The sequence below is a fragment of the Bacillus sp. EB106-02-03-XG38 genome, from assembly GCF_058792175.1.
The window spans coordinates 571,519-584,606 of the sequence record NZ_JBYTED010000001.1 but is presented as its reverse complement, the minus strand read 5'-3'; the positions used below and the strand labels follow the sequence as shown (position 1 = coordinate 584,606).

Sequence of the window (13,088 nt, the reverse complement as noted above, 5' to 3'; positions counted from 1 at the left end):
TTCTAATTGTAGTTTCATATATTATAGAGAAACTTAAATTCACCTATTTAAGTTTCCTCATAAAACTCTCGTAGTAGGTTGGGGCACTGGAAACAGTGTCTTTTTTAATAAAATTCAAATCGCATTATTTATCAAATCATTAAAACATATAAATGTAACGTGAAACACACATTAAGGTTATTTTCATTCGTTCTATTTGTTCCATTGCCGTTATATAATCAAAAATCAATTATTTTACTATTAAATACAGAAACTTCAATTCCCAAACGATTAGTCTCAATTGTTTAAAAAATCAATTTCATAATTTACATCATACTCATGCAACACTTTTTTGGAACAATTTTACATCCTAAAATTACAAGTGAACGATTGAGTCATAAAGGTGTTTTCATAAGCTTACGCATCTTTTACCTTGGATACAAGAATACGCAGTTAAAACATTTAGTGAACAATTATTTGGATAATAATGTTTACAAACATAAAAATGCGGTTTCTCCGTTCTAGAGAAACCGCACCATATTAAAGGTTGTATTAAATTTTAAACTGACTCGTATACAAATCAAAGTAAAAACCTCTATCTTCCATAAGAGATTCATGATTCCCTCTTTCCATAATACTTCCATCTTTTATAACAAGGATTTGATCTGCTTTTTCAATCGTTTTCAGTCGATGAGCGATTACGAAACTTGTTCGACCTCTCATTAAATTGTTTAGCCCTTCTTGAATTTGTAATTCTGTTCTCGTATCAATATTTGATGTTGCTTCATCGAGAATTAATATATCTGCATCTGCTAAAATCGCTCTTGCAATCGCAAGAAGTTGTTTTTGTCCTTGACTTAAATTCGATCCTTCTGAAGCGATTTTTGTTTCATATTGATTCGGTAAATGCTTTATAAAAGAATGTGCAGATGCTGCCTTAGCGGCATTGATTACCTCTTCATCACTAGCATCTAATCGACCATAACGGATATTATCCATAATTGTCCCGGCAAATAAATACGTATCTTGTAAAACTACCCCTATTTTACTTCGTAAAGAATTTATATCATAATCTTTTATATTTTTTCCATCGATATGAATTTGCCCTTGCTGTATATCGTAAAAGCGAGTTAGTAAATTAATGATTGTTGTTTTACCCGATCCTGTGGGACCAACTAATGCAATTGTCTCCCCTGGTTGTGCCTTAAGACTCACTTCTTTTAAAATCGTTTTATTTTCCTCATAACCGAATGTAACATTCTCAAGTGCAACATGTCCTTGTAAATTTTGTACCATGAACGCATCTTTTTTATTTTGGATTTCTGGTACTTCATCCATAATTTCAAAGACACGTTCTCCACCAGCAACTGCCGCTTGAATCGTATTCATTAAAGTTGCGAATTGACTAAGCGGTCTTGAGAATTGACGAGAATAATTAATAAAAGCTGCAATGACACCTACTGTTGTCATTCCATTTAAAACCATTACTGATCCAGTCCCAATAACAAGCCCCATACCTAAGTTATTTATAAAATTCATACTTGGAAAAATAAAAGCTGAAAATGTATCCGCCTTTGTAGCAGACATTCTAAGTTGTTCATTAATTTTATTGAAATTTTGTACAGTTTCTTTTTCTTTCCCGTATAACGTTGTAACATCCGCTCCAGTTATAGCTTCTTCAATAAAACCATTTAATTCTCCTAAATCTTTTTGACGCTTTGCAAAGTTTTTACCACTATAAGCAACTAATTTTTTTGTAACGAAAAACATAATAGGTACTGTAATTAGTGTAACAATTGCTAAAATCCAATCTAATGCGAACATCGCAATTGTTACACCTATAAAGGTTAATGCTGATGAAATAATTTGTATAACACTTTGTGTTAACGCTTGATTCAAATTATCTATATCATTTGTCACACGACTCATTAAATCCCCTTGAGAACGTACATCAAAGAACCGTAAAGAAAGAGTTTGGATTTTCTCAAAAATATCTTGTCGTATTTTTTGTATCGTTTTTAATGCAACGTTAACCATGACAAATGTTTGTAACCATGTTAACAATACTGTTACACCGTAAATTGCGATAAGTAACAAACACATTCTCGCCGTACCGCTTAAATCTTTCGGTACAATATATTGATCGATAATTACTCCCATTAAATACGGACCTAATAACCCAAGTAATGTCGTAATAAATACTAAAAATATAACGAACGTAAGAGCAGCCTTTTGATAGCCCATATAGTTCCATATTCTCATTACAGTTCCGTTTGTATTTTTAGCTTTACCCATCTTAGGCGCGTTACGCCCACCTTTATTTGCAAATTGCCCTTGGAAATTACGCATGTTCTTCCCCACCTTTTTTATGTAAATTACCGCCTTGGGAAAGATAAATTTCTTGATATACCTCACATTGTTCTAACAGCTCTTCATGTGTACCATCACCTACTAATTCACCGTTATCTAAAACGAGAATTTTATCAGCATCTATAATAGAAGAAATTTTAGAGGCAATTAATAATGTTGTTGTTCCTTTATATTCTGTTCTTAATGCCGATTGAATGTTAGATTCTGATTTAGCATCTACTGCAGATGTAGAATCATCTAATATAAGAATAGATGGCTTTCTCACAAGTGCCCTTGCAATTGATACACGTTGTTTTTGTCCGCCTGATAAATTCGTTGCACCTTGTGTTAAATGATATTGATATGAATCTTCTAGCTTATTAATAAACTCAGTCGCACAAGCTGCTGAAGCTGCTACTTCAAGTTCCTCCTTCGTTGCATCTTCTTTACCATAACGTAAGTTCTCTTCTATACTACCTGAAAACAATAATGCCTTTTGAGGTACAAACCCGATTGAAGCACGAAGTTTTTGTAAATCATACGTCTTAACATTTATTCCATCAATGCATATTTCTCCTTGATCAACATCGTATAAACGCGGTAAAAGTTTTGCTAAAGTAGATTTACCACTTCCTGTAGAACCGATAATCCCTACTTTTTCACCTTTACATATGTTAAATGAAATATCTTTTAAAACATATTCATTATTTTTCGTGTAACTATAACTAACACTTTTAAAGGCAATTTGTCCCTCGATTTGCTGAGGTGCAACCGCATTTGTTTCGGTCGTAATATCAACCTCAGTATTTAAAACTTGCTGTACACGATCCGCAGATGGAAATGCTCGCGCAATTTGCATAAATACCATACTGATAGACATAAGTGACATTAAAATAATATTCAAATAGTTAATAAACGCTAATATAGCTCCTACTTGAAGCGTTCCATTAAATACTTTTTCTCCACCGATCCATAATGTTGCGACAATCCCGCCGCTTACAACTAACATAATGATTGGCATCATTAAAGAAATAAGCTGCACTGCTCGAATATTTATCTTCGTTAAATTTGTATTCACTTTTCCAAACTGAGTGATTTCATATTTTTGTCTTACATACGCTTTAATAACACGTACACCAGATAAATTTTCTTGCAACTTTGTATTCACTTTATCTAATGCTTCTTGCACTTTTTTGAACGTTCCGCTCGCTTTACTTGCAATAAATATAATCGCAAGCAATAAAATTGGAACGACTACGAGTAATATAGGAAATAACTCACGTGCTGTTACAAAAACAATTATGATACTTCCGATAAATAACAAAGGACCACGAACAAGAACACGTAATGTCATCGTCATCGCCGATTGAATTGAAGTAATATCATTTGTCACAATCGTTAATAATTTCCCAGTTCCAAATGAATCACGATTTTCACTAGAAAATGTTTCTATTTTCGCAAATACATCTTTTCGTATGTCTGTAGCGAAATTAACTGCTGCTTTTGTAGAATACATCATGCACCCAAGTCCTCCAACTAAACCGAGTGCTGCAGCTCCTATCATAAGAAGCCCCATTTTTATTACATAATTCAAATCACGGTTTGCTATCCCAACATCAATAATATGTTGCATAATAGTCGGTTGAATTAAGTCCATCGCAACCTCAAGTACCATAAATAGCGGTCCAATAATAGCGAAGAACATGTATGGTTTTAAATACTGTAATAACTTGCGAAATGATTTCATACATAATCTCCTTTTTCCTATGAAATTACCATTTAATAATTCATACCCTCCTTATTTAAGCGATGTATTTTGTAATTTCTTTCTTATTCCTATTATATTATGTAAATTAATATTTAACATTATTAAATGATACGCATTAATGACTTTTCGGTCAATAAATGTGCTTTGTATTATATAAATATAAAAACCGCATTCTTAATGAAAAGAATACGGTTTTTCATCTATATTTTTTCAGTTGTAAACTCTAAAAACTCAGTCTCAAATCCATTATTTTTAGAAGGACTACACGTGTAAAAACCTATTTTAACAGGCTCATTTCCTGTATCCTCCATCAAATGAGCGATTCTTATTTGTTCCCATTGGTGGATCTTCTTCACATATATTGTATAATCACCACGTTTACGAACAATTCGAAAACGAAGTTGCTCGTTAGCTAATTCTGTTGGAAAGTCTTGTGTGGACCAATCGGAATATCCATTATTTGTTACGACTGCTCCTAAATGTGATGGACCATCTGGAATATATTCTAATGAAGCTTTCAGCCAACACTTTTCCGAAATCATAACAAAAAGACCTGCTTGATCGTATTTTGAATTTGGATTCATACACAATTGTACTTCAGCTTGAAAGTCTGTCACCATTTCATTATAAAATACATGACCATTCATGACTTCAAAACCATAATGTGTTTTAAGCCAAAAATCTGTTTCTGCTTTCGAACGGACAATAAACGCCTGCTTGTCATTAATTTTATAATATTCAGGGACATTCATTATAGTGAGCTGCTCAACATGTTTAGGTATATATGATATATTCATAGTTCCTCCATAATAAAACCTTTATACAAACATTTAAAACTCCGCTAATACTGGGAATTTATAACCTTTAAAATCTAACTCTTTATTACTTCGAACCATTAAACACTTACTTGACTGTACTTCTGTAAATTGTACATCCTCAATCCCTAATTGATCTGGAGAGAAGTAAAATTCGATTTCTGTAAACCTTTCGGCGATTTCCCCGCATATTTCATCTAAAACTGGAATTACTGGTGCAAATACTCCATATAGTTTCAACTTTTCATTATCTACTTCATACACAATTAGAGCATCTAGTTTCTCTGAATAATACAATTTCTCATTCCATTCTGAATCATATATATTCAAATAAAACGAAGGATGGAAGTTTAATGTTGAAAAATTATTTGAAAGTCTTTGGCTACTATCAATAATTTCATGTATTAACTTTCTATCCTCTTCCATATAATAATCTAACTTTCTAAGTAAGAAATCATTATTATTCTTTTTATTATATAGAATAGTCATTAAATACTCCTGCACAACTTTAAAGCCAAATGATGCATATAGTTCAGGTTTTTCTGTAAACAATAATGTACATTCACATTTCTTATCGATTTCTTCTATCATTTTACTTATTAATTGTGTCATGAGTCCTTGTCTTCGAAAATTAGGGTGTGTCATTACCGATTGAATGCCCGCTGCATTTATTCTTTCACCATTTACTAGCAATGGTAGCGAAAATACCGCAACATTTGCAATCGCTTTATCGTCATGTAAAAATGATAAAGCTTTGTATGTATCATCCCAACAACCTCTCTCTGAAAAATCATTCAACGTTTGAATTGTAATTCCAAACACTTCTTCAAATAAAGGAAATAACTGCTCTCTTTTCGGTTCTGCTAAAAGAAGTTTTTCAAAAATTTCAACATTCCCCATGTTGTCCCTCCATACGTTAATTCCATCAAATTAGATTTAGTTATATGACCTGCTCTTAATGTAATAGGTCTTACCAATCAATATACTATCATAAAATATAAAAAAAGAGTCTAATTAATTTTATGTTTTGACTATTCGAAAATAAGTCGAATAAAACAATATTAAGATTTTTGAATATTAATAAGTTTATTATATAAAAATAGTGCTATCTACTTCGTTTTTACTCATAGAAATACACCATTTATAAAAATATTTTTTATTATTTTTTTCCTTCTATTCTCTCCTTTGTGTTAATTTCTTCTCCCCTCATTCGCTTTTCAAATGTATTTCTCCAACTTGTAGAAAGTGCATGTACTTCTAAAATCCTTTTTAGCCCTTCTACATTTTGTTTTTCTTTATGCATGATACGATTAGCGAATGCTACTGTAACACCTTTTGGATCAGACTCTATTAACTTTAACGTATCAACAGGTGATACCCAACCTTCTTCTAATACACGAAAATAAAACCCTGTATATCCTGTTTCTTGAAAATATAATGGTAACTTTGGAATATTGTATTTCTTTGCTAATTTAAAACAAGGTTGTCTTGGCTGCGTTACTTGCACAATTGCTTCTCCAATTTGAAATGTATCACCAATACAAACATCCTCTTCACGCATATCGCAAATTGTTATATTTTCTCCGAATGCCCCATATACAAGATCTTGATTCAACTCTTTTTCCCAATATCCATAATGTTCTCCCGAATATACGCACACCGCTTTATCTACTCCTCCATGATGCACTAAATCCGCCTGGCCATCCCCATTAAATTTTACAAATGATAAAAACACCGCTTCCTTTACTGGTTTCTTATTTATGCCTGTATGAATTACCTTTCCGCCGTATGTAACCTCTTTTGGTAACCCTATATTTAAAGATAATATTTGATATTCATTAGCCATTCTTTTTCCTCCTTTACAGGTGTCACATGAATTTCACTCTCGATTTATTTTCACAACTATCTCTGTTATATAAAGATGATTATAAAACCTGAAAAACCATTGTTCAATCCAATTATTTATATAATAATGATAGGTATAACCTATCATTAAACTTGAGGTGATCCCAATCGAATTACGACAACTTGAATATTTTTTAGCTGTTTCAAAAGAATTACATTTCACAAAAGCAGCTGAGAAATTAAATATTTCACAACCTTCTCTCAGTCAGCAAATACGTGCATTAGAACATGAAATAGGAATGCCGCTTTTCGATCGCATCGGTAAAAAAATATCTTTAACTGACGCAGGACGGATTTTATTATTACATAGTAAAAAGATTTTTCATGAAGTTGAACAAGCCCGTTCCGCTATTCAAGACTTAAACGGATTACAGCAAGGTACCTTAACAATTGGATCTTTGTTAACCGTCGTAAATTACTTACTACCACCAGCTATTTTAAATTTCAATCATTTATATCCCAATATAGAACTTTCTGTATTAGGGCTTCGCACCGGAGAAATTCGTGAAAAATTATTGCAAAATGAACTAGACATTGGTATTACATTTCTCCCAGTGCAAGATAAGGAGATTATTTCTATCCCCCTATACAAAAGTGAACTTACATTAGTCGTACCAACCGGTCATCGATTAGCTGAACGTAATCATGTATCTATTGCTGAATTACAGAACTACCCTTTCATTCTTTTACCTAAAAATTTCTTTTTAACCGAACTATTTACATCTCATTGTCAAAAATTCAACTTTAAACCAAAACCAATTTTAGAAATTAGTACGATGGAATCTTTAATCCAAATGGTTTCAAAAGGAATGGGAATTACAGTGTTACCAAAACCATATATAGATTTTTTACAAAATAAAAACATTCAAGCTATTAAAATAGAAAATCCTACTCCCACAATTGAAATAGGACTTATTTACAGAAAAGATAAATATATGTGTGCTGCAACTCGAGAATTTATTGAGCAACTAAAAAGAACAGTACGTTCTTTACAAAGCTAAACGAACAAAAGAGATTATCCTATAAAACCGTTTCACAACGACCTAGTAGAATAATCTCTTTTTACAATATTATAAAACATAACATGTAAATTCATATAAATTTCAATGTACCTTTTTAGATATTGGGATATATTTCGTAAAATACGCCCCCACTAACAATAAAACAATTGAAATGAACCAAATAAAAATCCCGCCAAAATTAAACCAATATGCAAACAAATTCAAAATTGCTAATGTAAAGAAACAAATTGAAGTTAACGCACTCTTCAAGCCCTTTACCCCTGCTTTTTTTCTTTTTTCATAAGTAATATACATTGAAACGGCAACAAATAAGATAAGAACAATCGGTAATATAACTTTTAGCAATGGCATTCCCTCCCGTATATACACTTTTCTATTACCATTTTATCTCATTTATTCTTTTGGAATCAATTTATTATGCTCTTCTCTCCAAAAATCAGCATATGTTTTATTTTCAAATTTCACATTCACCTTAGAAAAAGATAGACTTTCTCCAACTTTCAATGAGTACCAGTCGTTTAAAATTGGAGAACCGAAGCAAATATTCATTGTACGATTATGCAAATCAAATAAGACAGAATGCAAAGTTCCAAACCATTCTTCATAATTATGTACTGTCAGCCCAGTAGGATACTCTTTTTCTACTAATCCTTTTAAAGATTCCATACTCACTTGTTCATTTCGATTTAAATGATCGTACAACGTGTGATATCTGTTTATAGATTGTTCTAATCTTCTAGTATTCAATTTTTGAATAGGTAAACTGATCGCATGGTTTGTTGATACGATAAAATCTCGGCTTTCCTCATCAATTGTGATAATTGATTTATATCCGTCAAATATTTCAATGCGCGCTGCGTCAAGAGGATCCGCTATAATAAGATTAATATTACTTGCAATTGGTATTTCATCTATTAGTAATTTCGCCTCCTGCACATTTTTACATTTCTCTAGTAACACTCGAATTACCGCAAAACATTGTAAACCACTTAACACTGGCTTTCGTAAGCCTTCAATATTTCCTACTGGTTGACCACATGCTGAAAATGTAACAGCTAACCCATGCTCGTTAACTCCTTCTGTTCGTCCGAAATATTGAGTAGAAAAGCCACTATGCACATATGCACCTTCAACATGTGTTGAGCAAAAACGCATATCATCTATTTTTGGCGACAAATCATAATTTCTTAATACATATGTGTGCTTTGAATCTGTCTTTTGAGGTAATAGAACACAATGACTACATCCTGCCTTTAATAAGGTTTGATAATAATACATCATATGTTTAGAAGAAATTTTCAATACTTCACAAAAACCTTCAATTTCTTCATTAATCCCAGGACAATATTGATGTAATATATTTCTAGATTCAGCCCAATAGTTATCTGATACCACATGTTCTTGTTGTATAAATTGCGGAATGAGGTACGGATAATTTTTCACAAACTCTCCTTGTTGCTTTCCAATATCATAATAACTTCCTTTTAATGATGAAAAATACCCCTTTACTTCATACATCACATTTCCCCCTCACATTGAATATATCCATATCATACCAAATGAATTTTATTCATTCTTGATGTTTTTTACTGTCATTCAAATCAAATGTGGCTGGGATAAAATAAAAACTAGGAAACTGTAATCATTAACAGTTTCCTAGTTTTCTTAATACTAAATGATCCCCTCTTCCACCATCGTTTCTGCGATTTGAACCGAATTCCAAGCAGCCCCTTTTAATAAATTATCGGAAACAATCCAAAGATGGAACCCTTTTGGCGTATCAGGGTCTTTTCTAATTCTCCCGACAAATGTATCGATTTTCCCCTCTGCATATAATGGCATAGGATACAGCTGTTCACTAGGGTTATCTTGCAATATAACACCTGGTGCATCCAGCAATACTTCTCTTATTTCTGCAACGGTCGCTTCTTTTTCAAGTTCAATATAAACCGATTCTGAATGCCCTGAAACAACTGGAACACGCACACAAGTTGCTGCCATTTTCAAGTTTTGATCCTCCAAAATTTTCTTCGTTTCTTGAATCATTTTTACTTCTTCAAATGTAAAATCATTCTCTGTAAATAGATCTACTTGAGGCAATACATTAAATGCAATTGGATAGTGTTTTTTATCTTTCTTCACAGGTAATATAGTACTCTTAACCTCTTCACCTGCAAGCATTGACTTAGCCTGTTCTTTTAATTCTTGAATCGCATGAATTCCTGAGCCTGATACAGCTTGGTATGTGGAAACGATAATTCGTTCTATACCAAATGATTTTCGTATTGGCTGAAGAGCTGTCACCATCTGTAATGCTGAACAATTTGGAACTGCTATAATACCGTTATGCTCCTTTAAGGTGTACGCATTCACTTCAGGAACAACGAGTGGTACATCATGTGCCATTCTGTATTCACTCGTGTTGTCAATAACGATAGCGCCACTAGAGACTGCGTGATTGACAAATTGCCTGGATACTTCTCCTCCAGCGCTAAAAAAGGCAATATCTACACCTTCAAAGCTTGTTGTTTTTGCCTCTTGTATTATTATCTTTCGTCCTTTGAATTGTACTACCTTACCAGCGGATCGCTTTGACGAAAGTAATGTAACTTCAACTATATTAAATTTAGTTTCTTTCTCTAACAGTTCAATAATTTTTTGCCCTACTGCACCTGTAGCCCCAATAACAGCTACATGATAGCCCTTTTTGATCATCTTTTCTCCTCCAATATCACTTAAATGAATATTTCTACATTTTCATTTTATAAAGAATTTAATCATTTGGAAAATTGAAATACGTGATATAATCATTCACAAATCATGATAATAAAAGAGGGATCGCTTATGGAAATGAGACATGTTAAAACATTTTGTGCCATTGTTAAGTATGGTAGTTTTTCTAAAGCTGCTCATGCGTTAGGTTATGCGCAATCTACTGTAACAGCGCATATGAAAGCATTAGAGAACGATTTACATCTCCCTCTTTTTGATCGATTAGGGAAAAAAGTACTTCTTACGAAAGCAGGTCATCAATTTCATCCTTATGCCCTAGAGTTACTTGCTATTTATGAAAAAGCACAAGAAATTCCTCAAAATAGTGATAATTTAGAGGGAACATTAACGATTACATCTAACGAATCATTAGCAGTGTACCGATTACCACAATTATTACGTACTTACAAACAGGAAAATCCGAAAGTAAATATCGTATTGGAAACAAATACAAACGAACAAGCAATGAATAAGCTACGTGAAGGAGAAACAGATGTTATTTTCATAATTGGGGAAAGTATGGAACTTAATGATTTTATTACACGTACTTTTTGTAATGAAGCATTTGGATGGATTTTACCTCCCCATCACTCTACACACTCTAATCCATTTTGTTTACTACACGATACCCAATTTATCTTTACAGAGCAAAGCTGCGGCTACAGACCGATGGTAGATCGTTTTTTACGTCAAAGCGGAAATGTTCCAGCTAAAACATTTGAAACTTCCAACGTTGAAGTCATTAAACAATCTGTAATGTGTGAGTTAGGAATTTCAATTCTTCCTTACATCGTTGTACAAGAAAGTTGTCAAAAAGAGAAACTCTGTTTTCAACCTATAGAAACTCCAGCAGTTATTCAAAGCCATGTAATCTATCATAAATCTAGATGGATTTCACCCGTTTTACAATCGTTTCTTTCCTTGCTAGAGAAAGAATAAAAGTGCACACAAAAAAGAGTAACTGCCTAAAAAGCAATTACTCTCCTCCAATATTATCTTATTTATTAGTCTGTTCCCCACCTGCAATTAATTTACTGCCTGAATATGTACCTTTTTGCATAAACAATTGATTGATCAATTCTTTTTGTTCCGCTTCTGACAGTACTCCTTTCCCTTCACCTAAATTCCCGCTTTGTAATTTCCAAATCTTATTGTGATCCGCGTCCATCTTTTCATATTTCCCTTGTTTCCATCTCTCTAAAATGTCTGCATATGTATTTCCTTGTACTAAATCATTACTCTTTACAATATCAAGTAAACTTTCAATACGTTCTTGTGTGATAAAAATATAGCCCCACTTTTGATCCGCTTTCGTTTTTTGATGAGCCATTTCATGTAATGCTGTCTGTATGTTCTCATCTGTCCACTTGAAATTTTTATTAAAACCGCTATTCGGTAATGAATGATTGCCATTTTCTAAAAGCTTTGCATCTTCAGCTTTTACATTACTATCGGCTAGTACTTCTGCTGCTGGAGCGGCTGGAGATGCCTTTTTCGCAGCTGGTTTACTGTTATTCAAATAATACAGCATACCATATGTTACACCTACGCCGATTATCGCCATACCAGCTATAATACCTATTATTTTAAATAATGTTTTCATCTTGCTTGTTTCCTCCCACGTATCCCATTCATAATATCTATTTATCAAAAACAGATGCAGCATCTCTTTTTTCGCTGCTTACTACAATTTTTTTCATACTAGTTAACATAAACATAACTTTTACTTTCTAAAAATATAGCAACTCCATCCTCATCGTTACTTTTAGCAATAAATTTAGCGACTGCCTTTAATTCCTCAACAGCGTTGCTCATCGCTACACCAATCCCACACTTCTCTATCATTTCCATATCATTGTAGTCATCTCCAAAGGCAATAACTTCAGATACGTCTCTATTTAAGTGCTGTAGTACATATTGAATACTATTCCATTTTGAAACTTCTGCATGCATAATTTGACACAATGTCCCGTCATCTGTAATGACCGCCTTGCATTCATCAGGCAATTCTTTAATAAATTTCTGGTTTATTGTGCCTGTCGTACAAATAATTGCTTTAGAAGCTTTTTCAAAGTCTAAATCTCTTACATCCATAATTTCACATGGTATATTACCAAAATAATCAGTAACATCAAAATTTGAATACAACTTATCACCTATTTCAAGACAAATCTCATGAAGATTATACTTGTTTGCTATTTCTATGATTTCTAAAATGATATTTTTAGAAATCTTCATTTCATATAAAATATCATTCCCTTTAAGAACTAGAGCCCCGTTATAACAAATTATAATCTCACTCTTTAACACGTTGGGGATATACTGTTTTATAGCTCTTGGCGGCCTTGCTGTAGCAAAAATCAATTCGTCCCCATTATTTTTACATTCCCTTAAAATATTTATAGATTTCTCTGAAATTGTTTTATCGCTTCTTAATAAAGTCCCATCAAGATCTGAAATAATAATCTTTTTCATACT

At 32.7% G+C, this 13,088-nt stretch carries 12 protein-coding genes; 2 read left to right on the top strand and 10 right to left on the bottom strand.

The features are described from left to right. Positions 1–531 precede the first annotated feature (531 nt). The 5 genes from AC3WTI_RS02900 to AC3WTI_RS02880 form a co-directional block, all read right to left on the bottom strand. Positions 532–2,328, bottom strand: coding sequence for an ABC transporter ATP-binding protein (locus AC3WTI_RS02900; protein WP_097840986.1), 1,797 nt, complete (start codon positions 2,326–2,328; stop codon positions 532–534). Next, positions 2,321–4,075, bottom strand: coding sequence for an ABC transporter ATP-binding protein (locus AC3WTI_RS02895; RefSeq protein ID WP_097840985.1), 1,755 nt, complete (start codon positions 4,073–4,075; stop codon positions 2,321–2,323). The genes AC3WTI_RS02900 and AC3WTI_RS02895 overlap by 8 nt, the downstream gene beginning before the upstream one ends. A gap of 221 nt (positions 4,076–4,296) precedes the next feature. Further along, positions 4,297–4,893, bottom strand: coding sequence for a DUF1349 domain-containing protein (locus AC3WTI_RS02890; RefSeq protein WP_087956461.1), 597 nt, complete (start codon positions 4,891–4,893; stop codon positions 4,297–4,299). A gap of 33 nt (positions 4,894–4,926) precedes the next feature. Then, on the bottom strand, positions 4,927–5,811 hold the full coding sequence (locus AC3WTI_RS02885) for a GNAT family N-acetyltransferase (RefSeq protein WP_087956460.1): 885 nt from the start codon (positions 5,809–5,811) through the stop codon (positions 4,927–4,929). A gap of 259 nt (positions 5,812–6,070) precedes the next feature. Next, entirely contained in the window at positions 6,071–6,757 is a 687-nt protein-coding gene (locus AC3WTI_RS02880) for an MOSC domain-containing protein (RefSeq protein ID WP_087956459.1), read from the bottom strand. Positions 6,758–6,914: 157 nt separating this feature from the next. On the opposite strand from AC3WTI_RS02880, the gene AC3WTI_RS02875 reads away from it, so the two are divergent. After that, positions 6,915–7,817, top strand: a complete 903-nt coding sequence (locus AC3WTI_RS02875; RefSeq protein WP_087956458.1) for a LysR family transcriptional regulator — start codon at positions 6,915–6,917, stop codon at positions 7,815–7,817. A gap of 102 nt (positions 7,818–7,919) precedes the next feature. Here the strand turns inward: AC3WTI_RS02875 and AC3WTI_RS02870 are convergent, their stop codons facing one another. From AC3WTI_RS02870 to AC3WTI_RS02860, 3 genes are all read right to left on the bottom strand, one after another. Beyond that, positions 7,920–8,183: a hypothetical protein gene (locus AC3WTI_RS02870; protein ID WP_142286505.1), complete on the bottom strand. Its 264-nt coding sequence runs from the start codon at positions 8,181–8,183 to the stop codon at positions 7,920–7,922. Between the two features lie 48 nt (positions 8,184–8,231). Beyond that, positions 8,232–9,356 carry a C45 family autoproteolytic acyltransferase/hydrolase gene (locus AC3WTI_RS02865; RefSeq protein WP_087956456.1) on the bottom strand — a complete coding sequence of 375 codons (1,125 nt, stop codon included), beginning with the start codon at positions 9,354–9,356 and terminating at the stop codon, positions 8,232–8,234. Between the two features lie 153 nt (positions 9,357–9,509). Next, complete coding sequence (locus tag AC3WTI_RS02860) at positions 9,510–10,553, bottom strand: aspartate-semialdehyde dehydrogenase (protein WP_087956455.1); 1,044 nt, start codon at positions 10,551–10,553, stop codon at positions 9,510–9,512. A gap of 105 nt (positions 10,554–10,658) precedes the next feature. Here AC3WTI_RS02860 and AC3WTI_RS02855 point away from each other — a divergent pair, with 105 nt between their 5' ends. Next, the gene (locus tag AC3WTI_RS02855; protein WP_142286506.1) at positions 10,659–11,549 is read left to right on the top strand and encodes a LysR family transcriptional regulator; all 891 of its coding nucleotides are present in this window, start codon (positions 10,659–10,661) and stop codon (positions 11,547–11,549) included. Positions 11,550–11,607: 58 nt separating this feature from the next. On the opposite strand, the gene AC3WTI_RS02850 is transcribed toward AC3WTI_RS02855, so the two are convergent. Both AC3WTI_RS02850 and AC3WTI_RS02845 read right to left on the bottom strand, forming a co-directional pair. Then, on the bottom strand, positions 11,608–12,213 hold the full coding sequence (locus AC3WTI_RS02850; RefSeq protein WP_087956453.1) for a PRK06770 family protein: 606 nt from the start codon (positions 12,211–12,213) through the stop codon (positions 11,608–11,610). A 98-nt stretch (positions 12,214–12,311) separates the two neighbouring features. Then, on the bottom strand, positions 12,312–13,085 hold the full coding sequence (locus AC3WTI_RS02845) for a Cof-type HAD-IIB family hydrolase (RefSeq protein ID WP_087956452.1): 774 nt from the start codon (positions 13,083–13,085) through the stop codon (positions 12,312–12,314). Between the last annotated feature and the right edge of the window lie 3 nt (positions 13,086–13,088).

What these genes read in the sequence shown, in the direction of transcription:
- AC3WTI_RS02885 (WP_087956460.1), bottom strand. Translation starts at nt 5,811, where the DNA reads ATGGGGAATGTTGAAATTTTTGAAAAACTTCTTTTAGCAGAACCGAAA.
- AC3WTI_RS02850 (WP_087956453.1), bottom strand. Translation starts at nt 12,213, where the DNA reads ATGAAAACATTATTTAAAATAATAGGTATTATAGCTGGTATGGCGATA.
- AC3WTI_RS02865 (WP_087956456.1), bottom strand. Translation starts at nt 9,356, where the DNA reads ATGTATGAAGTAAAGGGGTATTTTTCATCATTAAAAGGAAGTTATTAT.
- AC3WTI_RS02895 (WP_097840985.1), bottom strand. Translation starts at nt 4,075, where the DNA reads ATGAAATCATTTCGCAAGTTATTACAGTATTTAAAACCATACATGTTC.
- AC3WTI_RS02890 (WP_087956461.1), bottom strand. Translation starts at nt 4,893, where the DNA reads ATGAATATATCATATATACCTAAACATGTTGAGCAGCTCACTATAATG.
- AC3WTI_RS02855 (WP_142286506.1), top strand. Translation starts at nt 10,659, where the DNA reads ATGATAATAAAAGAGGGATCGCTTATGGAAATGAGACATGTTAAAACA.
- AC3WTI_RS02845 (WP_087956452.1), bottom strand. Translation starts at nt 13,085, where the DNA reads ATGAAAAAGATTATTATTTCAGATCTTGATGGGACTTTATTAAGAAGC.
- AC3WTI_RS02880 (WP_087956459.1), bottom strand. Translation starts at nt 6,757, where the DNA reads ATGGCTAATGAATATCAAATATTATCTTTAAATATAGGGTTACCAAAA.
- AC3WTI_RS02860 (WP_087956455.1), bottom strand. Translation starts at nt 10,553, where the DNA reads ATGATCAAAAAGGGCTATCATGTAGCTGTTATTGGGGCTACAGGTGCA.
- AC3WTI_RS02900 (WP_097840986.1), bottom strand. Translation starts at nt 2,328, where the DNA reads ATGCGTAATTTCCAAGGGCAATTTGCAAATAAAGGTGGGCGTAACGCG.